The following is a 23,812-nucleotide window of genomic DNA, read 5'->3' on the forward strand; positions in this document are numbered from 1 at the left end:
AGCTCCTTGACTGTGTTGTCCGGGGGAACGGATCAGTCGACGCGGGTCGCCGTCGCGGTCAGGGACCCGCGCCCACCGGAGCCGGGCACCGAGCGTTCGGCGAGCGTGACCGCACCCGCGTCCAGCAGGTGCTGAACGCGGTCGGGCGGGATGTCCCAGTCGCAAAGAACGTCGACGGTGTCCTGGCCGACCCGGGCGGGCGGACGGTCCAGGCGGCCGGGCGTGCGGGATAAGCGCGGTGCGGGCGCCGGCTGGCGGATGCCGTCGACCTCGACGATCGTGCCGCGATGCGCGCTGTGGGCGTGCTTGGCTGTCTCGCTTAGCGTCAACACCGGCGCGAAGCAGGCGTCGGTGCCCTCGAGCAGCGCGCACCACTGTTCGCGGGTGCGGGTGGCGAACAATGCAATGAATCGCTGCTTGAGCTCCGGCCAGCGGCTCGGGTCCTCCTGCACAGCGAAGGCTGGGTCGTCCGTGAGCCCCAGGCGCGCTAGGAGCTCGGCGTAGAACTGCGGCTCAATCGCGGCGACGGAGATGAACTTGCGGTCCGCGCACTCGTAGACGTCGAAGAAGTGCGCGCCGCTGTCGAAGAGGTGGGCCCCGCGCTTCGTCTCGTCGAACTTGCCGATCTGGCTGAACCCCCAGAACAGGGACATGAGAGAAGCGACCCCGTCGACCATCGCCGCATCGACGACCTGGCCCTTCCCGCTGGACACGCGCTCGAACAGCGCACACAACACGCCGAACAGCAGGAACATGCTCCCCCCGCCGTAGTCGCCGACCAGGTTCAGCGGCATGCTGGGCCGCTCGTGTGGGCGCCCGAAATGGGCAAGCGCACCGGCGAACGCGATGTAGTTAAGGTCATGTCCTGCAGCCTGGTTCAGCGGGCCATCCTGCCCGTACCCGGTCATCCGCCCGTACACAAGCCGCGGGTTAGCGGCCAGGCATTCGTCCGGACCGAGTCCGAGGCGCTCCATTACGCCGGGCCGGAAGCCCTCAAGCAGCACGTCGGCGGTGCGCACCAGGTCGAGCAGCGTCGCGCGGCCGTCCGGGTGCTTGAGGTTGACGGCGATGTTGCGACGCCCGCGCAACGTGACCTCACCGTATGGCGGCTCCGGCAGTGAACCAGGCGGCACCGCCGACGGCCGGTCGACGCGCACGACGTCGGCGCCCATGTCGGCCAGCAGCATGCAAGCATGCGGCACAGGTCCGACGCTGCCCATCTCGATGACCTTCAGACCGGCGAGCGGCCCTGTGGCGTCCGGCCCTGTCGTGAGTTCGGTACTGGCTTCTGTCACCGAAGATCCCTTCGTCCTGGACGATGCGATGCCGGCCACCGCCTGCAAGCCGGCAACTCAGTTCGCGGCAATGGTTACCAATTGGCGGGCAAGCTCTTTCGGGCGACTGATCAGAGGAAAATGCGAGGCCCACACTGGATGTATCGTCGTCGGCCGTAGTCTGGATAGCTGATCTTCCGCAACCGTCAGTAAGCCGGTGCGATCGTTGAGACACAGAATGTAGTCGCGGGGAATATCAAGATCCCAAAACCGGGCAAGTCGTATCGGCGTCATCAACGGCTGTAACGACTGCGGTCGAACCTGGCTGTAGGCCCAATTCACCTGATCTGATGTGCAGTCGTTGTAAAAGACTGCGCGAGCAGCACCCGCGTCGGTCAGGCGGTAGCTGTCCGGAGTGAGCTCAAATTCCTTGACGTCGCCCACAAATGGCAACACCTCAGCCAGGGAGCGATCCTCTTCTGGCACAAGTGCCGCTATGTAGATCAGCCGGCGAACCTTATCAGGTGCGGCGTCGGCGGCTAAACAAATGAAGCTGCCCCCGAGGGAGTGCCCAACGAGCACGTCGTCGGGTTCAAGCACCTCGAGCAGGGCGTCCCGATATCCATCCAGCGTGGCCGGTTCGTTCGCGCGCTCGCCGTGGCCGGGAAGATCCGGCGCGATGGCCGAGACGCCAAGCGCGGCGAGCTCGTCGAGCACGTATTTCCAGCACCAGCCACCGTGCATGGCACCGTGTGTCAAAACGAATCGCATCCCGGCCCTCCTGGTTTCTCGCCTCGGAGCATCGCCGCTGGGCTCACCCTCACCTAGATAAGTGCAGAAACGCCGGTGAGTTCACGTCCGATGATCAGCTTGTGGATCTGAGTGGTTCCGTCAGGAATGGTTTGCATTCGGGCATCCCGGAAATACCTTTCGACGTTGCATTCCTTGGTGAGACCCATGCCGCCATGCACCTGAATCGCCTGCGAACTCACCGCGACTGCCGTTTCGGTGCAGAATGCCTTCGCCATGGACACCTCGGCGCGGGCTGGTCGCCCCGCTTGCACCAGGGTGGCGGCATGAAGTGCCATGAGGCGCGCGGCGGTCACTTGGGTGGCCATGTCCGCAACCATCTCCTGCACCAGCTGGAAGGAAGCGATCGCTTTGCCGAACTGATGACGGGTACGCGCATAGGAGACAGCCTCTTCCAGCGCCGCCTGCGCGATCCCGACGGAGGTGAAAGAGATGTTGAGACGAGCCCGATCGAGCAACTGCAGCATTACCCGCAATCCGCCACCGGGGGCACCGATTCGCGCCCCGTCCGGCACGGAGCAGTCGACGAAGTCGACTTCACAGGTGGAAACCCCTGTCATGCCAAGGCATTTGATGGGTCGGGGTTCGTAGGGGTACTCGTCGCGCTCGACTAAGAACATCGACAGCCCGTCGTCTTCTTCGGGTACCCGGCATGTCACGAGGATCGCTTCGGATATCGTCGCATTGGAGGTCCACAGCTTTTGCCCGTTGATCACCCAGCGGTCGCCCGCCCGACGTGCTTTCGTTTGTACCTCCGCGGGGTTTGATCCCACCCCGGGCTCGCTGAGTCCCACCGACACCAGCCGACCGGGCTCGAAATGCCTGCCGTAGCGCTGGCGCTGCGGCTCTGACAGCAGCGAGCCGATCGGGAGCGGCGAGAAGAACAGCGCTGCCGCCATCGCCCCGAACGACGCGTCGACACGGTTGAGTTCCTCGGTGAAGATTCCGATGGCAACAAGATCGGGGCGGCCATCCTCGCGCAGTGGCTCACTGTTGGCAATCTCGTGCTCCGAGAACTTCTTTCGAAGGTGGTGGACTTCCTCGCGAGTGAGCGGTTTGGTGAGGTCCAGCTCGGCGCGGGCCGGTTCGACGACGCGGTCCATAAAACGGCGAACGTCAGCGCGGTATGCCTCATGGTGTTCCTCCAGCAGCATGCATCCTCCTCCGAAGGTGATGGTCAGCGTGTCGCCGCGGCTGCCCGCGGCGCCGCCGCGGGACCCGGCGTTGTTGCCCGCAGGGCGGGCATGACCTGGCTGAGCAACGCCGCGCGGCTGTCGATCAGCTGCTGGTCGTTCGGGGAGCCGAGGTCAAGAACTACGACGCGGTCGATACCAATGTCTTCGATCTCGCGGAGCCGCGAGATGCAATGCTCGACGGGGCCGGCAATGCCGAACCGATGGATGTATTCATCGGAGACGGCGGCGCGGTGATCTGCGTTCGCATCGCCGTGGTGGCCCAGATCGTAGGCCGAGACCAATCGTTGCACTTCTGCGCTGTCGTCGCTGCGCATCGGAGACGTGACCCTGCCATGCATGGCCGAGAACCTGGACAACGTGGCGACGCCTATTGCCGCCAACTTGACCGCGACAGCGGGATCTGGGTGCGGCACAACAGTGATGTACGCGCCGAACGTCAACGCGGTCGGGTCTAGTCCTGCCTGCTCTCTGGCCGTCCGAGCGGTCGTTATCGCCCACTCGAGGCGTTCGGGATCCGCGCCCACAGCGAACGTCAGCCGGTCCGCGAGCACGGCGGCCAGACGGATTACTTTCGGCCCGGTCGCCGCGACATCCACTGGGACTTTGGGCAGCGACGGATTCAACCATCGGAGCACGCTGTGTTCGGGTGCGTCCGCATTCGGCAACCGATCGACGCTTCGCATATCGGTCCGGTCGCTCTCGTCAAACGGAACCGGTTCACCGCGGAGATATCCCTGCAGCCGGCCGAGGTACCTTTCGAAGACCGCCGGGGATGCAGGTGCCAACCCCAGATGTGCCAACGAGTTGTCACCGCGGCCGATACCGAGCACCGCGCGGCCCCGCGAAAGTTCCTGCAGCGCAGCGATCGCCGACGCCGTGACCGCGGGATGGCGGGTGAACGGGTTCGTCACGCCGGTACCCAGTTTGAGGTCATGCGTCGCGACCGCGGCCAAGGTGAGCGTGACGTAGGCATCGCTCATCAGGCTTTGGGTGTCCGGCACCAGCATGCCGTCCCAGCCCGCGCTCTCGGCGGCGACGGCTTGTTCTGCAGCGCTGGCCACCGAAGTCGCCGCGAGACACCAGAATTCCATCATCGATTCCCAGCTGGCTCACTGGTCGCGAGGTTTTGCAGCGATTGCAGTATCGAGTCGGTGTGTTCGCCCAGCGCCGGCGCGGCGCCGAGAGCGGGCATCGCGCGACCGCCGAGCCGGATGGGCGGCCGGGGAATCGAGACAATGCGGTTGTCGGCGAGCCGTATCGACTCGAACGTCTCGTTGTGTCGAACCTGCTCGTCGGCCAGCACATCGGCGTAACTGCGTCTTTCGCCGGCGAGAATCCCCGACCGCTCCAGGTCGCGCACCCACTGGCGGCGCGGTTTTTTCTTGAACTCCGCGCCGATCTCCTCGCGCAATGCGTCGCAATTGGCTGACCGCGACGCCGGGTCGCAGAACCTGGCATCCTCGACGAGCTCGGGCCGGCCGATCAGATCGCAAATCGTTGCCCAGTCACCAGGCCAGTAGGCGGCGACATACAGCGGACCGTCCGACGCTTCGAATGTGCCGACCGTCGGGAACACTGTGTCAAAGCTCTCCCGGTCGAGTGTGCTTCCGGTCGCGGAGAACTCGGTGTACAGCGCACCTTGCAAATAGACCGCGGTGTCAAGCAAGTTGACTTCAACGGGCTCGGCGACGCCGCTGCGTTCCCTCAACAGCAGCGCAGCAAGGATCCCCTGCGCGAGCGCCAGACCGCCGGCGGCATCGATCACGCTCACCGAATCCACCACTCGTCCAACGATTGCGGCGAGCCCGGATTCAGCTTGCACGACCGAGTCCACCCCGCGGCGGTGGCTGCTGGGGCCGCTGCTCCCGAACGCGGAAAAGGAGGCGTAAATCAGGCTCGGATTAGCGGCCGTGAGCTCGGCCCGACCCAGTCCGATCTCATCGAGGGCACCCGGACGCATCGACTGCACCAGCACGTCGCTCGATTTGGCTAACCTCCGCACGATCTCCTGACCGGCTTTTTCGCGTAAGTCAACGGTCAGTGAACGTTTCCCGCCATTGAACGTCTCGAATACCCAGGGCACCAAATTGCGGGCCATGTCACCGCCGTCGGGGTTCTCGATCTTGATGACGTCGGCACCGTAGGAGGACAGGACTTTGGTGCACGAGGTGCCCGCCCAACCGTTGGTCAGATCGACAACACGGAAACCCGAAAGGGGGCCTGAGACCATGCCAGATATCATATCGTATATCCCCCACCGTTGTCACTAATATGCGAACATGCGGGCCAAACCCCGCTCCCTTCAACATCGTTGGGCGCGGCTGGCAGCGCGGCGCCACCGGCAAAAGCCACGCCGGCGTGAAACAGGTGCGCCGCTAAGAAGTCCGGCCGGTGGTAGCGGCCTCAGTTCGGAAGCGTTGCCGCTCGAATCACGCCGCCGGCTGGTGTATCGGCACACTCACCGGGCCCGGCAAGATGAAGTTGGGTCGCCACTGGATCGCGTCCGGCGAGGACGCCAACTCCATGTCAGGCATGTGTTCCAGTAGTGCCTTGATCGCGGTCTTGAACTCCAGGCGCGCCAGGGTGGCTCCCACACAAAAGTGAACGCCGAACCCAAACGTCACATGTCGTGCTGACGGTCTGGCGAAATCGATGCGATCGGGGTCAGCGAAGACCGCGGGATCGCGGTTGGCCGCACCGAGAATCGCCACCACGGACTGACCTCGCTCCAAGGACCGGCCACCGAGCATGTGATCCTCGGTGACCCACCGCCACCGCTGTCGCTGCACGGGAGCACTCCACCGCATGAGTTCGTCGACAGCGTTGTCAAACGCCTTGTCGGAGAGCGTCTTCAACTCCTCCCAGCGGTCGCGTTGATCCATCAGGCCCAAGATGGACTTGGCGATCGCGTTCGTCGACGTCTCATGCCCGGCTACGCCAAGCTCGGTGGCGATGGCGATGACTTCGAGTTCGTCCATAGGCTGACCGTCGTCGTCGGCCGCCGCGACCATCGCGCCGAGCAGATCGTCTTGGGGGCTTTTGCGCTGACGCGCCACGGCGTCGGCGAAATACTCCACCATGCCGCTGATCGCCGCGGCGCCCAACGCCGCGGCTGCGGGATCTCCGGCACGGTCGACAGCGTTGCTGAGGTCAGCCGACCACTGCTGAAAGCGTGGCCAGTCCGGTGGTTGAACGCCCAACGCGTCTCCGACCACCGCCATCGGCAGGGGAAACGCGACGTCGGCGACGAGATCGATGACGTCGGATGTGGCACGGGCGTGGTCGATGAGCTCGGCGGTGATCGCGGCGATACGCGGCTGCAGAGCGGAGACTCGACGCGGGGTGAACGCCTTGGCCAGGATCGCTCGCAGTCGTCGGTGGTCCGGCTCGTCCTGGCCTCCGAGCCAGCGCTGGAAGATGTGCGTGATGGGTTTGAATGCCTCGGGCACCGCGTGGGACATCCCCACGCTGGCGGGATCATTCGCGAAGCGGTCAGCGTCGGCCAGGACATCGATGTTGTCCTGGTGCCGAAACAGGTACCACGACCCGGGCAGGTCCGACATTGATGCCGTTCCCCAGTGAATGGGATCGGCATTCCGATATCGGGCGTAGATCGGGTAGGGGTCACCCAATAGCGCCGGCTCCACGGGGTCAAACCGGGGCAGCGCCGTGCGGCTGGGCGTCGCAGTTGTCATCGATGGCCGTCCTCAGAGTTGGGTTCCTGCGGCGGTGTTGTTACGAAGATCTCGGCCGATCGGTACGGGTCGGCCAGAAGCTGCGCGGTCACCGCGGTGCCGGGCAGGGCAAGCAGGCGGTCGTGGGCGATGGACAGGGCAAATGAAAGGTCTTTGTACGTCAGGTTGGCCAGGGCCTGCGCGCCGCCGGCCTGGTAGTGCGCGACGGAGTTCCCGATTGCCGACCAATTCTCGGCAACCCAGCTGTTGGCGGCGCCCCAGGTGAGCAATTGGCGCATCGTCTCCGGGTTGACGCCGTTGCTTTGAGCGAAGGCCAGCGCCTCGTGCACCGCTCTCATGGTGATGGCCAATGCGACGTTGTTGGCTATCTTCGCTATCTGGCCGGCGCCCAGGTCACCGAGGTGGGTCACGTGATCGCCCATCGCCAGAAGCACCGCACGACAACGGTTTAGCGCAGACGCCGGGCCTCCCACCATGATCGACAGGGATCCGGTCTGCGCACCATGGGGTCCGCCGCTCACGGGTGCGTCGAGCAGGTCGATCCGGCGCGCCGCAGCGGTCGAGTTAAGTGCACGGCACGTGTCGGGGTGCACGGTGCTGTGCAGCACAACGGTGCTGCCCGGCTTCGCGATCCTCAGCACCCCGGTTGAGCCCGACCCGCCCAGCAGTACATCCGAAACCTGCTTATCGTCGACGACCGCGACGAGGATGACGTCGCAACGCATCGCCAGAGTGTCGATCGAGCCGGCTTCCTTCGCCCCGAGGGCGACGAGCCGTGCGATCGGATCGGGACGAATGTCGAACACGGTCAGGTCGAAGCCGGCCTTTGCGACCTGCATGGCCATCGGCTCGCCGAGATTTCCTAAACCGATGAAACCCACCCGCGGCGTCATCGGACGCCCCCGCGGGTTGTGGCGACTCGCGCGCAGCGCGCCACCGCGCGCGATGGAATCGTGGCCGCTCGGCGATGCATTCTCGCATGCCTACGCCTAAACATACACGATATGATATCGCAATTCGCACCTGAATCAAGCCGCCCGTGGCTCAGGGGCCGATCCTCACGACCCGAAGTACCGTTCAGACGGGATTGCCGAGGTTGACCGCGGTTACATCGACAGTCAAGGGGGCCGATATTCTATCGGCGCCACCGCATGAGCGCTGCGGGCCGTCCAGGTGTGCACCGACATGGAGGTCGACGTGCAATCAATGCTTTCGCTGCTTCGCACACGCGCCGCCAAAACGCCTGACCGGGTGGTGCTCAACGACATCGGCGGCGCCACCTACAGCTATGGCGCATTCTGCCGCGAAGCGCTGCGGTGTGCCGATGCGCTCGAGCGAGTCGGCGTCGGACGCGGAGAAGCCGTCGCAACCATGCTGCCCACCGGGGCCGACGCTTTCGTTTTGCAGGCGGCGTGCGGCTATCTCGGGGCGACCAACGTGCCGGTCAGCACACTGATGCGGGGAAACCCGCTGTCTCATGTGCTCAACGCATCGCATGCAACGACACTTGTCACCCTGCAGGACTGCCTGACCTCCAATCAGGCCGCATTGTCCGCGGCGACGGGGCTAAAGCGGGTTATCGTCAGCGACCGCGAGTCTGCGAGTCATGCGTCGACGCCGCTGGCATCCGTTGCGCTGCTGGGGCGCGCGGAAGCGTTTGCCGAGGCTCAAGCGATTCCTCGGCCGGATCCGGATCCGGCCGCAGCTCAGTCCATCCTCTTCACCTCCGGAACGACCGGGCTGCCCAAGCCCGTGGAGGTGTCCCACCTCGCGTTCACGAGCTACGCGGCACACGTGGTGGATGACCGAGATCATGTGTGGCCGAGCGATTCCGGCTATTACAGCCCCTGGTCGACCGCGCACGCACTCGGGTTCATAGCTTTGGCGGCCGCGGTACAACGAGGTCAGCGCCTAGTGGTTCGCGATGGCTTTTCCCAGGAGTCCTATTGGTCGGACATTCGGAACTACGATTGTCAGCTCACCGTGGCCCTGAACGTCGGGCAGATGTTATGGGACAGCGAACCGCGGGCGGACGACGGGCGCAACCCCTTGCACACGATGATCATGGTCCCGCTCATTCCGCAGTTCCGGGCCTTCGGCGACCGGTTCGCGGTTCGCATCGCGACCCTGTACGGCATGACTGAAATCGGCCCAGCGGTGCGTTCGCTGGCACCGACAACCCACGCTGTCGCCGGTCACCCCAGCAGCGGCTACGAGGTCCGGCTTGTTGATACCCGTGGCAGGGATGTCGCTCCGGGCGAAGCCGGGGAACTCATCGTGCGCCATGTCGACGGCGCGATCGCCTCGGGCTACGCACATCTGCCCGCCGAGACCGAAAACGCCTGGCGGGGTGGCTGGTTTCACACCGGTGACCGATTTCGCGACTGCGCGGGCGAGCTGCGCTACATTGGCCGGCTGACGGACTCCATACGACACCGAGGGCGCAACATATCGCCACGGCAGATCGAAGAAGAGGTGCGCATGCACCCATCGATCGCCGAATGCGCGTGCGTCGGCCACACATCCGGTGCGCACAGTAGGTATGGAGAATCCGATCAGGATGTGCGGTTATTTCTGGTCGTGAAGCAGGGCTGCGAATTTACCGTCGCCGAACTGATCGACTACCTTCGGCCCAGGCTGCCCCCATACATGATGCCGCGGTATTACGACGTGCTGGACGAGATGCCCACCAGTGTCAATGGGCGAATCATCAAGTCCAAGTTGGCCAACCGCCCGCTGGACGCCGGCACCGTCGAAAGAGCCTCGACGCGTGCTGCCCACCCGCCCCGGTGATGATGGGCGGAATGGCGCCGATCACCACGCGCTTCGATGAAACCCGCCGTCGACGGCGATGAACTGGCCCGTCACGTAGCCGCCTAGTTGTGAGCACAGGAACACGATTACGCCGGCCATCTCTTCCGGCGACCCCAGCCGCCGAAGGGGAACCGACGAAACAAGTTGTTCCACAAGTGATTCCGCGGACACACCGCGGGTTTTGGCGAGCTTCTCGTAGTAGCCCTCCATACGCGCCGTCGCGATATAGCCGGTCGCGATCGTGTTGACCGTGATGCCATCCCGCCCGAATTCGTTGGATAGCGACTTGTTCAGCGGGATAACGGAGGCCCGCGAGGTGTTGGCCAGGATGTGGGGCAGCTCGGGCGGCGGCTCCTTAGCCGCGCCCGAGTTGAGCGCGACAATGCGACCCCAACGCTGTTCACGCATGTGAGGAATGACGGCACGCGCCAGGTAGACCATGCTCATCGTCATGTCATGGACGGCATTGGCGAAATCGTCGTTGGTCACGGTGAGGAAATCGCCCTGCCCCGGCCCCCCGACGTTGGCCACGGCGATGTCGGGACGCGATCCGAAAGCTTGCTCGGCGGTCGCGACGGCCCGGTCGACGTCGTCCTCCTTCGTCAAATCCGCCGCCACACCGACCGCCTCGCCGCCGGAGGCCTGGATTGCGCCGACGGTCTCGTCGATCGATTCCTTGTGCTCGGGTAGCGCCGCGACGACGACCCGGCAGCCCTCCCGAGCGAACAGCTCGGCTGTCGTGCGCCCCATCCCCATGCTGCCCCCGGAAACGAAGGCCACCTTGCCCGCAATCCCAAGATCCATGATGTTCAGCTTCCGGTCGATGCGTCAGTCGGTTCGACTTATGATATCATATCGTACGGTCGTATCACTTCCTTGTGGAGGCATCGTGGCTGACAACCGGCCCGACCTGTGCGCACCGGAGACGGGGCCACCGCATTCCGCACGGCCGCAGCGCTTCGAGGGCGTGGCCGCCGATGGCCTGGTCACCGTGACCGTCTCCGAAACCGGTGAATTGCTCGGTGTGCACATCTATCCCGGTGAGTATCGGCGTGACGACCCCCCCGGGCTGGCGAACATGGGCGACATGGTGGTGGAAGCGCTGCGAGTCGCCAAAGCACGTGCCGCCGGGTTCGCCGACGGCCACCCGACCACACCGGATCGCGATTAGCGCAGCGCGCGTGACAGGCCCAATGCTGCGGTGCGCAACGCGGCGGTGGCCGCCGGCGCGTGGAACTCATGCACCCGGCCAGTCATCGAGATGGCGGCTACCGCGCTGCCCGCCGCGTCAATGATCGGGACTGCCACACACTCGATCCCGATGGTTGACTCCTCGCGCTCCACGGCGAACCCGCGGGCTCTTGCCCGCGCGAGATCCTGACGCAGCAAGCCGGGGGCGATGATCGTGCGCGGAGTCAGCCGCACCAACCCCTGGGCGATCACCGCTGCAGTCAGCGCCCTTGGGTTGAACGCCAGCAGGGCCTTGCCGACCCCGGTGCAGTGCATGGGCATCCGGCCGCCCACGCGCGAGCCCACCCGCGGGCTGCCCCGCCGCGCCAGCTTTTGCACGTAGACGACCTCCAGGCCGTCCCGAACTGCTAGATGCACGGTTTCTCTGGTGGCTTCAAACAGATCGGCGAGATAAGGGGCGGCGATCTCACCGATATCACGTTGCCTCGGTACCAGCTGGCCGAGTTCAAACAGCCGCATCCCCAACCGCAGCCGCCGGCCCGACCGTTCGAGCAGGCCCCATTTCTCGAGTTCGGCGACCAGACGATGGGCCGTGGCCTTCGGGATACCCGTCGCCCGGCACAAATCCGCGAGCGTCATCGCCCCGCCGCTCGGCCGGAAGGCCAGCAACAGCATTGCCGAACGATCCAGCATCGAGATGGCCGGCTCGTTCCGGACAGCGGAACACATGGCTACCACATTCTCGCGATACGATGTCACAGTCAACTTCGTGACGGACACATCCCGCAAAGTAACCGCCGCGATCGTCGGCCCAGGCAATATCGGAACCGACCTGCTGGCAAAGCTGCGCCGCTCGGACTGCGTCGAAGTCGCCTACATGGTGGGTGTGGTCGAGTCGGAGGGCTTGCGGCGAGCCCGCGCGCACGGGGTCGAGACCTCCGCCGGCGGGGTCGACTGGTTGCTGCGCCAAGATCCGTTGCCCGAGCTGGTGTTCGAGGCCACCTCCGCCAGTGCGCACGCGACCAACGCGCCACGCTACGCCGAGGCTGACATTCAGGCCGTGGATCTCACCCCGGCACACATCGGACCAATGGTGTGTCCCCCGGTGAACCTGGCCGACCACATCGGGGCACCTAACGTTTCGATGATCACCTGCGGCGGACAGGCCACGATTCCGATCGTGGCCGCGGTGTCACGCGTCACACCCGTCCCCTATGCCGAAATTGTGGCGTCGGTATCGTCACGGTCGGCCGGACCGGGCACCCGCGCCAACATCGACGAATTCACCGAGACCACCAGCCAGGCGGTGATCGACGTCGGCGGCGCAGACCACGGCAAAGCCATCATCATCCTGAACCCCGTCGAGCCACCGATGATCATGCGCGACACGGTCTTCTGCGCGATCGCGCCCGACACCGACCACGCGTCGGTAGCACAGTCCATTCACGAAATGGTCAGCGACGTACAGCAATACGTCCCCGGCTACAAGCTGCGCGCCGATCCACAGTTCGATGAGCCGCGCGAGAGCTGGTCGGGACGCGGACGTGTCGCGGTGTTTCTCGAGGTTGAAGGCAACGGCGATTACTTGCCGCCCTACGCCGGGAATCTGGACATCATGACCGCTGCCGCGGCGCGCGTCGGTGAACTCATGGCAAGGGCCAAACAAGCCGCGGCAACCCAAGGAGCATCCGCATGAGCCGCCCGATCATCAGACACGACATCCGGCTCACCGACACCACACTGCGCGACGGCAGCCACGCGATGTCCCACCAATTCACCGCCGAGCAGGTACGTGACACGGTAAGCGCCCTCGACGCGGCGGGTGTCGAGGTGATTGAGGTTGCCCACGGTGACGGCCTGGGCGGCTCATCGTTCAACTACGGATTCTCCCGCACCAATGAAATCGAGCTCATCGCAACGGCGCGCGCAGCCGCCGGCCGGGCACGCATCGCCGCACTTCTAGTGCCGGGCATCGGGACGGTTAAAGACTTACGGCGCGCCCATGACGCCGGGGCCGACATCGTGCGCATCGCAACCCACTGCACCGAGGCCGACGTCTCGGTGCAACACTTCACCGTTGCCCGAGAGCTCGGCATGGAAACGGTCGGGTTCCTCATGATGGCCCACCGGACCTCCCCACAAGAGCTGGCCGCGCAAGCCCGCATCATGGTCGACGCCGGCTGCCAGTGCGCCTATGTGACCGATTCGGCCGGCGCGCTGTTGATGCACGAGGCCAGTGCACGGTTTAAGGCGTTGATCGACGAGCTCGGCGACGATGCCTGGGTCGGGTATCACGGACATCAGAACCTGTCGTTAGGAATCGCGAACTCGGCGCTCGCCGTTGAGGCGGGTGTCAAGCAGATCGACGGTTCGCTGTGTGCGCTGGGCGCCGGGTCAGGCAACTCCCCCACTGAGGTCTTGGCCGCGTTGTTCGATCGCATGGGCGTCGAGACCGGGGTGAATGTGGCGGCCTTGCTCGATGCCGCCGAGGAGATCGTGCGGCCATACTTGCCGCGCTGGCCGAAGATGGACCGCAACGCCATTGTGCAGGGCTGGGCCGGTGTGTATTCCAGTTTCCTGCTTCACGCCGAACACGCGGCGCAGCGTTATGGTGTTGCGGCCCATGACATATTGCGCCGGTGCGGCGAGCTGGGGCTCGTCGGTGGTCAGGAAGACATGATCATCGACATCGCCATCGAGATGGCCCGCCAGCCGGCGTCGGTGTGAGGCCGCTGCCAATCTCCTTTACAGGTCGATGACCAGTCGATCGGATAAAGCCCGACTTACGCACAGCATCATCACGTCGTTGGCGGCACGTTCCTCGTCGCTCAAGACGTCATCGCGGTGGTCGACTTTGCCGCCGAGCACCGACACTTCGCACGATCCGCACATGCCTTCGTGACACGAATAAGGATGGTTGCGAACGACTTCGCGCACCACATCGAGCGCGTTGTCGTCGGGGCCGACGTGCAGGACAATTCCGCGACGCCTCAGTTCGATGTCAAACGCCGCCTCCCCGCCCACCGGAGGCGGCGAGAACTTCCCCGACGGCGAGAACCGCTCGATGTGCAGCGTCATCGACGGAGTGGCGGCACAGATTTGTTCGACCGCACGCAGCATCGGTTCGGGTCCACAGCAATAGACGGCGGTACCGGCGGGCTGGGCGGCTATCAACGAGGCGAAGTCCGGAATCCCCTCGACGTCATCGGTTATCAGGCTCACGTTTTCGGACAGAGCGGAGAGCTCGGCGGTGAACACCATCGCGGCCGCAGACCGCGCGCCGTATACCAGGCGCCACGCGGCGCCACGCCGGTGTAACGCGCGCGCCATCGCCATGATCGGGGTGATGCCGATGCCACCCGCGAGCAGCAGGTAGGAATCGGCGTCCACCAGCCTGAAATTGTTGATGGGGCCGCGGACTTCGAGGGTGCGGCCCACCAGGCCGGTGTCGTGGATCTCGATGGATCCGCCGCGGCCGTCATCGACGCGCAGCACCGCTACCGTATAGGAGTGCCTGTCGGCCGGGTCGCCACACAACGAGTACTGGCGCCGAAGCGTCGACGGGAGGTGCAACTCCAGGTGAGCGCCGGCGTCCCACCCGGGCAGCGCCGCCCCGTCCGGATCGACCAGAGTCAGGAAAAGGGCTTTGTCGGCCGCGCGCTCGATGCGTTCGACACGCAGTCGCATCGTGTGCTGAGGATCAACGTCGAGGCCCGCGTCGGTGTCGGCGAGGACGGGTTGCACTTCACCAATTCCTTCCATCTGGTCCTGGTTCCAATCGGTCGTGGTCGTCATGGCGTCTTGACTCCGCGACTGTTCTCGGCGACCAGTAACCGGTAGGCCAGTGGGAATGCATCCGACGAGGAGAATTTTTCCTGCGGCTCGTTGTAGCTGAGCTGCTCGACAACTTTCTTGTCCTGGCCGGAAAAATTGTGGTTCTGTTTCCAGTTGTAATACACGGCGTAATTCAGGCGCCGGTACCATCTGGCCAGCCGAGTCTTCGGGTAGGAGGTGTTGTAGTAGAACACCCAGCTTTCCTCGGCATTGCGCGGAGTTACCGCCCGGGAATACACGTGAGTCTGATAGTCAAAGCGAAACGTGGTGGGCAGGTGCACGCCCAACGACCATTCTTCGTCGTTGACCAACCAGTCGCGCTGTGGCCGCAAGTGTCGGCGCAAGAACCCCATCACCCGCGCCAAATGCAGCCTGGCCTTGGTCTTCGGGAACTTGGCGTTGCCGAGCTCGGGATAGGTCTCCTGGAACTCGGCGCGTTCAATCGATGTCTTGCGCCCCTGCTGTGAGTCTTGAAAGTCGAAAAATCGGGTGTTCTCGAAGACCAATGCGCGGCCGTTGACGATCTTGGTCGGCGGACGCTCCGGTCCCATGTGCAAAAGCAAATTCAACCCCGCGGTGTCCTGACTGAGGACCTCTAACGAGTTTTTGTGCACATAAAAGGCATGGGAATCCTGAAGATTTTCCAACGCGGGACGCCAATTAGCTTTCCACTTTTGCTGCGAATGCAACACGAGGGCCTTGTCGTCGAAGAATTCTGGTGGCACGTCCTCCTCGATCGACGCGGGGCTGGATTCGCCCATCCACACAAACACCAGTCCCTTGAGTGTTCTCGTCGGGTAGGCGCGGGCGTTTGCCCCGCGTCTGCCGATGTAGCGCGACCGGGCGCCCTCACCGAGGAACGCCTTCGCCGTGCCGTGCTCGTCGAACGTCAGGCCGTGATACGGGCAGGTAATGGTGCCCGCGAACAGGCACTTGCCGTGAGCCAGGGAGGCGTTGCGGTGTGGACACCAGTTGCTCAGGGCGACCACATCGCCGCGTGACCCTCGGAAGAAGACGAGTTCGCAGCCAAGGATGGTGCGCCGAACTCCCTTGCGGGAAGGTACTTTCCGGCTTGCGATGGCCGGGTACCAGTACTCCGTCAGACCAAGTTCGGGAATGCGGTCGCGTAACCCCAGGCCGCCGGGGCGCCGCGCGCCGGCGCTTCCTGTCGGCGGGTTTTGCCGGCTGGGGGCCGCGGTCTCGGCGTCCCGGGTGCTGCGCGGGGGAGCCTGCTCATTGATCGCCATCACGCCTCCTAGCACTTTCCGATATTATATCGTGTGTGCGAGCTCTCGACAAACTTCAGCACCGCGTCTGTCCAGGTCCCTGGCTGTTCGTAATACACCGAATGGCTGGCGTCCGGGAGCACCTCGACCACCGCGCCGGGGATACGGGCGGCAGCGGTTTTCATAACCGACGGCGGGCAGAACTGGTCGTTGGCCGCAGCGAGAAACAGCGTCGGTAGCGCAAGTGAGGCCAGCTCCTCGTCACCGAACCGGTGACTGGCCATGGCCTCGACCATCTCACCCACCGGCGGTTTGGTGCCGAAGCTGGAGATAAGGTTGTACAGCACAACCAGATCGGGTTCCGAGCGGCTGAAGTCGGCGGACACGACCGGGTGGCGGTCGCGGCGTGGACGATCGGGCACCGCGGCCTGCAATGCGCGGGTGTGGCTCGGATCGGCGCCGGCCAGGGTCGTCGACAGCACCAGAGAGATGGCCCTGTCGGGGTGGTTCAGGGCCGCCCGCAACGCGACGAACGCACCCATCGACTGACCGACCAAATGGGCCCGGCGTATCTGCAGGGCGTCCAGGACGGCGATGAGGTCGCCGGCGGCCTCATCGATCCCCGTGCGTCCACTGTGTGCCGTCGAGTTGCCAAAGCCGCGCTGATCCCAGGTAATCACGTGGTACCGCTGGGCGAACACCCCGACCTGCCGCCACCAGATCGCGTGATTGCCGCCAAGCCCATGGCAGAAGACGATCGGCTCGCCAGCGCCGGTGGCCTCGGCGTAGATGTTCTCGCCGTCGCGGGCGACGATAGTCGCGCGGCGCTCAAATTCCAGCGTCATCCTCGGAATACGCGGTCGGCGTGCAACGTGTCGCCGTACTCCCACGCGGCGGAGATGCGGCCGGCCCCGACCTCGAACAGGAAGTGGTAGGCGTTGTCGAACTCGCGCCCGGTCACCGTCGTACCGCGCGCTGCCGCGCGCACTGCGATCCGCGGGCCCTCCACCGTGGCGCCTTCGACTTCGAACTGAAGCCCCTCAGGAAACATCTGAGCGAGCCCGGAGAACCAGATCGCCGGGTCCACGTATCCGCGCTTATGCAGCACCCACCAGTTCGCCTGCGGCACCAGCAGAGCCTGCGCGTCGGCGTACCGTCCTTCCGACAAGGCGGTAAAGAAGGCGAAAATCAGGTTGAGCTCGTCTGATTGCTGCGCGTCTCCACCGTCAGAGACCGCCACCGATGTGGACACATCTACTCCATTAGCTTGGCAGGGTCGAGGCTTCTACGATATCATATCTGTTAGTCAGGCACGAGGGTCTTATCCTCGCGCAGTCGGCCACGACATGCCAGGTGAAGGAGCGCTGAGCTAGCGATGGTCCTCACAACTCCGGGCGCTGCGCAGGTCGGCGGCGCGCTAACACAAGCTGAGCACACACTGGCCGCTGACGCCCTGTATCTCGCCGAGCTCGATCGCCGGCCCATTTCGCCGCTCAGACACCAGTTTCCCGGGATATCGACGGCCGACGCCTATCAGATCCAGTTGGTCAACGTTCAGCGTCGCGTCAGCGACGGCGCAGTCGTGCGCGGGCACAAGGTTGGCCTCTCGTCGCGGGTGATGCAGCAGATGATGCAGACCCACGAACCCGACTACGGGCACCTGTTATCGGACATGTTCGTCGCCGAGAACACACCGATCACGACGTCGGCGTTGTGCGCGCCGCGGGTCGAAGTCGAGATCGCGTTCGTCCTTGCCGAGGCGCTGCCGGCGCCCGGCTGTACGGTGGCCGACGTCCTGCGCTGCACGGCGTTCGTCTGCCCCGCGCTGGAGGTCATCGACAGCCGGATATTGAACTGGGACATCCGGTTGCCCGACACCATCGCCGACAACGCTTCGTCGGGCCGCGTCGTACTCGGCGGTCAGCGCACGTCGCTGGACGGGCTGGACCTGCGCACCATCGGGGCCAGCTTGCGCCAAAACGGGCGCGTGGTGGCGACCGGTGCCTCCGGTGCCGTTCTGGGCAATCCGGCCACCGCGGTGTCGTGGCTGGCCAACACGGTGCACCGATTCGGCGTGACCCTTGACGCCGGTCACGTCATCCTGCCAGGGTCTTGCACCCGCGCCTGCGACGTCGCCACACAACAGACGGTTCGTGCCGACTTTGACGTACTCGGCTCTGTGACAACCCGTTTCGACTAAGGACACGCACACCAATGACGATGCTCGCGGCATACACGCAGGCGGCTGAGGCGCGCCAAAAGCTGATCGCGCGCTACCTGAACGATGGTATGCGGGTGATCGGCATCAAGATCGCGCTCACCTCCCCCGATGCGCAAGCCCGGATGGGCACCGATCGACCCATCTGGGGATGGTTGACCGACACAATGGAAATCCCGGACGGCGCAGTCATCGACGCCGCGCAGGGCTCGCGCTTGCGCGCGGAAGCCGAACTGGTCTTCGAGCTCGGCGAAGATATTGCCGGGCCGGGCATCACCAGGCGCGATGTCCTAGACGCGACCGCGGCGATCCGCCCCGGCATCGAACTGCCCGCACGTAGCGAACGCCCGCCCGCCTCGGCCGCCGACATGATCGCGGGCAACGCCATGGCCACACACTTCGTGGTGGGTGACGCGCTGGCGGATTGGCGCCGATTGGATCTGTCGCTGCTAGGCGTGGTGATGGAGGTCAACGGCGAGGCGGCATCGTCGGGGTGTCCGGCCAACGTATTGGGCCACCCCGCCGATGCGATCGCGTCCGTGGCCAACGACCTCGCCCGCCAGGAGGGCGGGACACTCAGCGCCGGCCGGCTGGTCTTCACCGGCGGTATCACTCCGGCGGTTGCGCTTGGGCCTGCGATGACCGTCGACGCGAATTTTTCCCGCCTCGGCCGCGTCGGTATCTCAGTGGCCGCCGATCGACTGGGCGAGGTCGTATCATGACGCGCCCGCTTGATTTGCTGAGCTGGCGGGTCATCGAAACCGCCTGCGGCACAACGGGTGAATCGATGATCGCCAACGACCAGCGTCACGACCTTGTCACCCTCGCCAGCGGGCGTGGGCTGAGCCAGCTGTGGAAAACCGACCAGCTTCTCGGAACCTGGGATGGCAGCGATCCCGGAAGTGGTCTCTTCCCGGGATTCAACGGCCTTCGCATGTGGATATTGGTCATCCCGCCCGATGGCGACCGATCCACCCCGATGCACGCGACCGCCACCGTCGATTTCGGCTTCGTGCTGCGCGGCACCGTCACATTGGAGATGGAGGACGGCAGCTCATCGGTTCTGCAGCCCGGTGACGCGTTCGTCCAGACCGGAACCACACATCGATGGCAAAACTCGGGCGCCGAGTCCGCCGTGCTCGGTGTCCTGGTGGTCGGCACGACGCCGGCCGCCCACGGGGACACCCCGGCCGACAACAACGATTCCTCAGAACACCATCGGGAAAGGGCTGACGATGACGCTGGAAACGTCTAATGCATCAACCACATTGGCCGGCGACGCCACCCGCTACCTCACCGACCCCGCGTTCCGGCGGGATCCATATCGTTTTTTTGCAGAGGTACGCGCCGTGTCCCCGGTTATCCAAGCCGACAACGGCGTGTGGCTCATCACCGGCTATGAAACCGCCAGCGAGGCGCTGCGCAACGACGAATTGCTGAGTCGGCGTGAGGCCGGACTCAAGCACCTTGTTGTCGATGATCCCGCGGCACGACAGATCATCACCTCCAAGATGCTCTACAACGACCGGCCCCAACACACCAGGCTTAGGCGACTGGTATCGCATGCCTTCACCAGAGGCGGCATCGCGGGTTGGCGGGATCGCATCGCCGAGGTCGCCAATCACACCCTCGATCAGATCCTGCCGACCGGGCACATGGACCTGGTCAGCGAATACGCCTACCCTGTTGTCGCGCAAGTCATCACCGAGATGCTCGGCATCAGGCAAGGCGATTTGCCGAAGTTTCTGGCTTGGTCAGAGGCCATGGTCGAACCACCACCCGGCGCCAATGTCGAGCACGCCCGGGCGGCGGCCAACGAGGCGACCCGCGCCACCACTGCGTACATTCGCGAGCGCATCGCCGAACGACGTTCCGCTCCGGCCGAGGACCTGCTGACCAAGCTCATCCGGGCCGAAGAACCCGAAGACGGCGTGCTCGCCGAGCACGAGCTCGTCGCGATGAGCATCGAACTCCTTCATGCCGGGTTCGAAACCACGTCAAACTTTGTCAGCAACGCCGTGCATGTCCTGCTGCAGCACCCCGACCAGCTCGATGAGTTGATCGCTGACCTCTCGCTGCTGCCGGCGGCGATAGGCGAGTTGCTGCGTTACGAAAGCCCGGCCCCGATGCCGCTCCCGCGGGTGGCAACCGGGGACCTGGAAATCGGCGGCCAGACGATCAAGAAGGGCGACACCGTTGCGGTTGCCCTCGCGGCGGCCAACCGAGACCCCGCCTACTTTGCCGACCCCGAGCGATTCGACATTCACCGCACCGACAACAACTACATCTCATTCGGTTTCGGTGCCCACTACTGCCTGGGACACGCACTGGCACGGCTGGAATCCACAGAATTACTCACTGCGTTGCTGGTCCGCGTTCCCAGCATCCGATCATCAGGAGAAGCAAAATGGAGCGACCATCAGTTCTTCCGGACACTGACATCACTGCCGGTGGCATGGTGAATGTGCCCACCGCCTGGTGCCACGTCATGGGCACCGGGATAGCCGAAAACTACTACAACGTCAACGGTATCCGCACTCGCGCCCTGGAGGCCGGGAGCGGCCACCCGTTGATCCTGCTGCACGGCACCGGCGGGCACGCTGAAACATACCTGCGCAACATCGGTCCGTTGTCCCGGCACTTCCGCGTGCTGGCCATCGACATGGTCGGTCACGGTTACACCGACAAGATTGACGGCGACTACACGATGGACGTCTTCGCCGACCACGTCGCCGCGCTGATCGACACCATCGGCGCCGAGAAGGCATTTTTGTCCGGAGAGTCGCTCGGCGGCGGGGTGGCCTGTTGGACGGCACTGAAGTACCCCGATAAGGTTCGCGCGCTGTCGCTGAATACGGGCATCCTGGCGCGCCCTGACGAAAAGGGCCTCGCCGACCTCGCCGATATCGAAGCACGAACCGAACAGCTGGCGCAGAACTTCACCGCGGAGACCGTGCGGCGCCGCCTTGAGTGGCTGGTCTACGACCCGACCAGCATCACCGACGAGATGGTGCAGATCCGGTTGAAGGTGTACTCCCAGCCCGGCATGACCCACACCATGGTGAAGGTCATGAAGACCGTGCTGCAGATGAACCGCGCTGCCTTCGGCGACACCGACTACTACGACCACACGTTGGCCCAGATCAAATGCCCAACCCTGGTCGTCTGGACCGATCACAATCCCGGAAAGAGCTTCGAGGCCGTCAAACCCGCGATCGACTCCATCCCCGACGCGGAGGTTCACCTCCTCGAGGGTGCCGGTCACTGGCCGCAATGGGAAAAGCCCGACGAGGTCAATGCCTGGATGATCGATTTCCTCAACCGCGTGGTCGCCTAGATGCGATATCGCTTGTCAGACAACCCTTCCGCTTACCCGAGAACCGGCCATGGTTGATCTCGAACTCGATCAAGGCTTGGCGGTCATCACGATTGATCGCCCGCATGCGCGCAATGCCATCGCGCCGCACACCATGGACCAACTCGAGAAGGCCATCGACGCGGCCGAAGGCTCGCTGGCGCTGGTCATCCGTGGCGCCGGCGATCGGGCTTTCGTATCGGGCGGCGATCTCAAGGAACTCAGCGCATTAAGGAGCGAGGATCAAGCCGTTGCGATGGCCTCGCGGATGCGCTCGATCTGCGATCGGCTGGCCGATTTCCCCGGCCCCGTCATCGCCGCACTCAATGGGCATGCCCTCGGCGGCGGGGCCGAGGTCGCGGTGGCTGCGGACATCAGGGTTGCCGCCGACGACATCAAAATCGGCTTTAATCAAGTAAGTTTGGCGATCATGCCCGCCTGGGGCGGCGCGGAACGACTCGCCGATCTGGTTGGACGAGGTAGAGCGTTGCTGCTGGCGGGCAGCGGAGCCGTGCTCGACGCAGCCGAAGCTCAACGGTTTGGGCTCATCGATGTGGTAGTACCGCGGTCGACATTCGAGGACAGGTGGCGTTCAGTGGCCCGGTCGCTGTGTGTGGCGCCGGCGGCTGAAATCAAGCGTGTGCTGACCGGGGTTTCCGCGGACGAAGCGGTCGCCGCATTCGCCAAGCTCTGGATCGCCGACGAGCATTGGCGTGCGGCGGACCGAGTGATGAAGCGCACCAAGTGATTCGATGATCGAGCGCCCCAATCGGCGGCACCGGACGATGAATGTTGCAGATCTTATCGACGCCGCGCAGAACGGATCCTCTCGTGCGACCGGGCGATTGCTGAGCCTTATCGAGAACGGTGGCCGAGAAGAAGTGCTGGCGGCTGTTGGCGCATCGTCGGCCCGGGTGGTTGGCCTGACCGGGCCGCCTGGCGCGGGCAAGTCCACCACTGCCGCGGCGATCATCGGGGTGTACCGCAAGCAGGGCCGACGCGTTGCAGTCCTGGCTGTCGACCCGTCATCGCCCTACAGCGGTGGCGCGCTGCTCGGCGACCGCATCCGAATGGCCGCACACATCAACGATCCCGATGTGCTGATCCGCTCACTGGCGACCCGCGGCCACCTGGGCGGGATGGCCGCCGCGGTCCCCGCGGCCATCCGCCTGTTGGGCATGCTGGCCTACGACATGGTCCTGTTAGAAACGGTGGGAGTTGGGCAGTCTGAGATCGAAGTCGCTGCGGTTGCCGACACCACCATCGTTGTGCTCAATCCCGGCACGGGCGACGCCGTGCAGGCAGCCAAGGCCGGCCTGCTTGAGGTAGCCGACATCGTCGTCGTCAACAAGGCTGACCGAGACGGGGCCGAGCAGACCGTGAGGGATCTCCGAGCCGAGATCCAAGCACCGATCCTCAAACTTGTTGCCGCCCAAGGTGATGGAGTGACTGATCTGGTGGCCGCCATTGATTCCCACCAGCGCGCCGACAGCTTCGCGCGCCGGACCGCTCGGGCGCGCGCCCAGATTCTGTCCCTGGCCCACACCCGATTGCAGGCACATCCGGATCTGGCCGCACTGGCGGAATCGGTCGCTGACGGGCGCACTGACGCTTACGCCGCGGCGAACCGACTCATCACCTTTTCTCACACATGATCCGGCGAGCCAGCGTGCTCGCCCAGCCGCGGCGGCGGCCCGTAGGTGGGTTGGTAACCGGCAACCTGAATGGGACTGCGGACCAACCGGAACCGACCGGCTTGCACGACGGCTTCCGGTGTGGCCGCCAACGCCTCCGGTAGCGTGCGAACCGCCGCCGCCGGAACCCCCAGCGGGCGCAGGCGCGACTCCCAGCCGGCAGCGGTGTCGGAGGCCAGGACCGCGGTCACCGCTGTGAGGACCTCGTCGCGACGCGCCGCGCGCTCGGACATCGTGGGAAAGCCCTCGATGCCCGCCTCCGCGGCGAATAATCTCCAAAACCCGTCGTGGGTGATGAACAACGCCAGGTAGCCGCAGGCCGTCGGGAACATTTGGGCCGGAACGTAATACGAGTGGGCACCCAGCGGCAGGCGTTGCGGCTCGATTCCCTCGTTGAGATACGCCGATGCCCGGTAGTTCAGCTGCGACAGCATCACGTCGCGCAGTGACACCTCAATTTGGCCGCCGCGCCCGGATACGATCTGGGCCAGCAGACCCAGCGCGG

At 64.7% G+C, this 23,812-nt stretch carries 25 protein-coding genes; 11 read left to right on the forward strand and 14 right to left on the reverse strand.

Annotated elements, in window-relative coordinates:
• Positions 1 to 32 precede the first annotated feature (32 nt).
• From VNW74_RS30760 to VNW74_RS30790, 7 genes are all read right to left on the reverse strand, one after another.
• Positions 33 to 1,295 carry a CaiB/BaiF CoA transferase family protein gene (locus VNW74_RS30760; protein WP_414686825.1) on the reverse strand — a complete coding sequence of 421 codons (1,263 nt, stop codon included), beginning with the start codon at positions 1,293 to 1,295 and terminating at the stop codon, positions 33 to 35.
• Between the two features lie 57 nt (positions 1,296 to 1,352).
• Complete coding sequence (locus VNW74_RS30765) at positions 1,353 to 2,045, reverse strand: alpha/beta hydrolase (RefSeq protein ID WP_325683989.1); 693 nt, start codon at positions 2,043 to 2,045, stop codon at positions 1,353 to 1,355.
• 53 nt (positions 2,046 to 2,098) lie between these two features.
• Entirely contained in the window at positions 2,099 to 3,238 is a 1,140-nt protein-coding gene (locus tag VNW74_RS30770) for an acyl-CoA dehydrogenase family protein (protein WP_325683991.1), read from the reverse strand.
• A 23-nt stretch (positions 3,239 to 3,261) separates the two neighbouring features.
• Positions 3,262 to 4,371, reverse strand: coding sequence for an LLM class flavin-dependent oxidoreductase (locus VNW74_RS30775; RefSeq protein WP_325683994.1), 1,110 nt, complete (start codon positions 4,369 to 4,371; stop codon positions 3,262 to 3,264).
• Positions 4,371 to 5,510 carry a CoA transferase gene (locus VNW74_RS30780; protein WP_325683996.1) on the reverse strand — a complete coding sequence of 380 codons (1,140 nt, stop codon included), beginning with the start codon at positions 5,508 to 5,510 and terminating at the stop codon, positions 4,371 to 4,373. The genes VNW74_RS30775 and VNW74_RS30780 overlap by 1 nt, the downstream gene beginning before the upstream one ends.
• A 199-nt stretch (positions 5,511 to 5,709) precedes the next feature.
• Complete coding sequence (locus tag VNW74_RS30785; protein ID WP_325683998.1) at positions 5,710 to 6,975, reverse strand: cytochrome P450; 1,266 nt, start codon at positions 6,973 to 6,975, stop codon at positions 5,710 to 5,712.
• Positions 6,972 to 7,922, reverse strand: coding sequence for an NAD(P)-dependent oxidoreductase (locus VNW74_RS30790; protein WP_414686826.1), 951 nt, complete (start codon positions 7,920 to 7,922; stop codon positions 6,972 to 6,974). The genes VNW74_RS30785 and VNW74_RS30790 overlap by 4 nt, the downstream gene beginning before the upstream one ends.
• A 259-nt stretch (positions 7,923 to 8,181) precedes the next feature.
• Here VNW74_RS30790 and VNW74_RS30795 point away from each other — a divergent pair, with 259 nt between their 5' ends.
• On the forward strand, positions 8,182 to 9,768 hold the full coding sequence (locus VNW74_RS30795) for a class I adenylate-forming enzyme family protein (RefSeq protein WP_325684040.1): 1,587 nt from the start codon (positions 8,182 to 8,184) through the stop codon (positions 9,766 to 9,768).
• A 21-nt stretch (positions 9,769 to 9,789) separates the two neighbouring features.
• Here the strand turns inward: VNW74_RS30795 and VNW74_RS30800 are convergent, their stop codons facing one another.
• Positions 9,790 to 10,593, reverse strand: a complete 804-nt coding sequence (locus tag VNW74_RS30800) for an SDR family oxidoreductase (RefSeq protein ID WP_325684002.1) — start codon at positions 10,591 to 10,593, stop codon at positions 9,790 to 9,792.
• 85 nt (positions 10,594 to 10,678) lie between these two features.
• Here VNW74_RS30800 and VNW74_RS30805 point away from each other — a divergent pair, with 85 nt between their 5' ends.
• Positions 10,679 to 10,960: a YbaB/EbfC family nucleoid-associated protein gene (locus VNW74_RS30805; RefSeq protein ID WP_325684004.1), complete on the forward strand. Its 282-nt coding sequence runs from the start codon at positions 10,679 to 10,681 to the stop codon at positions 10,958 to 10,960.
• Here the strand turns inward: VNW74_RS30805 and VNW74_RS30810 are convergent.
• Positions 10,957 to 11,709, reverse strand: a complete 753-nt coding sequence (locus tag VNW74_RS30810) for an IclR family transcriptional regulator (protein WP_325684006.1) — start codon at positions 11,707 to 11,709, stop codon at positions 10,957 to 10,959. The genes VNW74_RS30805 and VNW74_RS30810 overlap by 4 nt on opposite strands.
• A 40-nt stretch (positions 11,710 to 11,749) precedes the next feature.
• On the opposite strand from VNW74_RS30810, the gene VNW74_RS30815 reads away from it, so the two are divergent.
• Entirely contained in the window at positions 11,750 to 12,676 is a 927-nt protein-coding gene (locus VNW74_RS30815) for an acetaldehyde dehydrogenase (acetylating) (RefSeq protein WP_325684008.1), read from the forward strand.
• On the forward strand, positions 12,673 to 13,707 hold the full coding sequence (gene dmpG / locus VNW74_RS30820) for a 4-hydroxy-2-oxovalerate aldolase (RefSeq protein WP_325684010.1): 1,035 nt from the start codon (positions 12,673 to 12,675) through the stop codon (positions 13,705 to 13,707). The genes VNW74_RS30815 and dmpG overlap by 4 nt, the downstream gene beginning before the upstream one ends.
• Before the next feature lie 18 nt (positions 13,708 to 13,725).
• Here the strand turns inward: dmpG and VNW74_RS30825 are convergent, their stop codons facing one another.
• Genes VNW74_RS30825 through VNW74_RS30840 form a run of 4 tightly spaced genes read right to left on the reverse strand, consistent with a single transcriptional unit; the run spans position 13,726 to position 17,292 of the window.
• Positions 13,726 to 14,775 carry a 2Fe-2S iron-sulfur cluster-binding protein gene (locus tag VNW74_RS30825; RefSeq protein ID WP_325684012.1) on the reverse strand — a complete coding sequence of 350 codons (1,050 nt, stop codon included), beginning with the start codon at positions 14,773 to 14,775 and terminating at the stop codon, positions 13,726 to 13,728.
• Positions 14,772 to 16,061 (reverse strand): Rieske 2Fe-2S domain-containing protein, encoded by a 1,290-nt coding sequence (locus VNW74_RS30830; protein ID WP_325684014.1) that lies wholly within the window; start codon positions 16,059 to 16,061, stop codon positions 14,772 to 14,774. Before VNW74_RS30830 ends, VNW74_RS30825 begins: the two co-directional genes overlap by 4 nt.
• Positions 16,062 to 16,069: 8 nt before the next feature.
• Complete coding sequence (locus tag VNW74_RS30835) at positions 16,070 to 16,885, reverse strand: alpha/beta hydrolase (protein WP_325684016.1); 816 nt, start codon at positions 16,883 to 16,885, stop codon at positions 16,070 to 16,072.
• Positions 16,882 to 17,292: a nuclear transport factor 2 family protein gene (locus VNW74_RS30840; protein WP_325684018.1), complete on the reverse strand. Its 411-nt coding sequence runs from the start codon at positions 17,290 to 17,292 to the stop codon at positions 16,882 to 16,884. Before VNW74_RS30840 ends, VNW74_RS30835 begins: the two co-directional genes overlap by 4 nt.
• Positions 17,293 to 17,415: 123 nt before the next feature.
• On the opposite strand from VNW74_RS30840, the gene VNW74_RS30845 reads away from it, so the two are divergent.
• The 7 genes from VNW74_RS30845 to VNW74_RS30875 all read left to right on the forward strand — a co-directional run bounded on the left by VNW74_RS30845 (position 17,416) and on the right by VNW74_RS30875 (position 23,268).
• Positions 17,416 to 18,240 (forward strand): 2-keto-4-pentenoate hydratase, encoded by an 825-nt coding sequence (locus tag VNW74_RS30845; protein ID WP_325684020.1) that lies wholly within the window; start codon positions 17,416 to 17,418, stop codon positions 18,238 to 18,240.
• Between the two features lie 14 nt (positions 18,241 to 18,254).
• Positions 18,255 to 18,980 carry a 2-keto-4-pentenoate hydratase gene (locus tag VNW74_RS30850; protein ID WP_325684022.1) on the forward strand — a complete coding sequence of 242 codons (726 nt, stop codon included), beginning with the start codon at positions 18,255 to 18,257 and terminating at the stop codon, positions 18,978 to 18,980.
• Complete coding sequence (locus VNW74_RS30855) at positions 18,977 to 19,513, forward strand: cupin domain-containing protein (RefSeq protein ID WP_325684024.1); 537 nt, start codon at positions 18,977 to 18,979, stop codon at positions 19,511 to 19,513. Before VNW74_RS30850 ends, VNW74_RS30855 begins: the two co-directional genes overlap by 4 nt.
• 94 nt (positions 19,514 to 19,607) lie before the next feature.
• Positions 19,608 to 20,720: a cytochrome P450 gene (locus tag VNW74_RS30860; protein ID WP_325684026.1), complete on the forward strand. Its 1,113-nt coding sequence runs from the start codon at positions 19,608 to 19,610 to the stop codon at positions 20,718 to 20,720.
• Positions 20,666 to 21,595, forward strand: coding sequence for an alpha/beta fold hydrolase (locus VNW74_RS30865; protein ID WP_325684028.1), 930 nt, complete (start codon positions 20,666 to 20,668; stop codon positions 21,593 to 21,595). Before VNW74_RS30860 ends, VNW74_RS30865 begins: the two co-directional genes overlap by 55 nt.
• Before the next feature lie 49 nt (positions 21,596 to 21,644).
• On the forward strand, positions 21,645 to 22,361 hold the full coding sequence (locus tag VNW74_RS30870; RefSeq protein ID WP_325684030.1) for an enoyl-CoA hydratase/isomerase family protein: 717 nt from the start codon (positions 21,645 to 21,647) through the stop codon (positions 22,359 to 22,361).
• Between the two features lie 37 nt (positions 22,362 to 22,398).
• A complete protein-coding gene (locus tag VNW74_RS30875; protein ID WP_325684032.1) occupies positions 22,399 to 23,268 on the forward strand; it encodes an ArgK/MeaB family GTPase in 870 nt (289 codons plus the stop codon).
• Here VNW74_RS30875 and VNW74_RS30880 read toward each other — a convergent pair.
• Positions 23,259 to 23,812: CoA transferase (locus tag VNW74_RS30880; protein WP_325684034.1), on the reverse strand; the 554-nt coding region annotated here is incomplete at its 5' end. The genes VNW74_RS30875 and VNW74_RS30880 overlap by 10 nt on opposite strands.

Origin of the sequence: Mycobacterium sp., assembly GCF_035570115.1 — a bacterium.
Taxonomy (GTDB): Bacteria; Actinomycetota; Actinomycetes; order Mycobacteriales; family Mycobacteriaceae; genus Mycobacterium.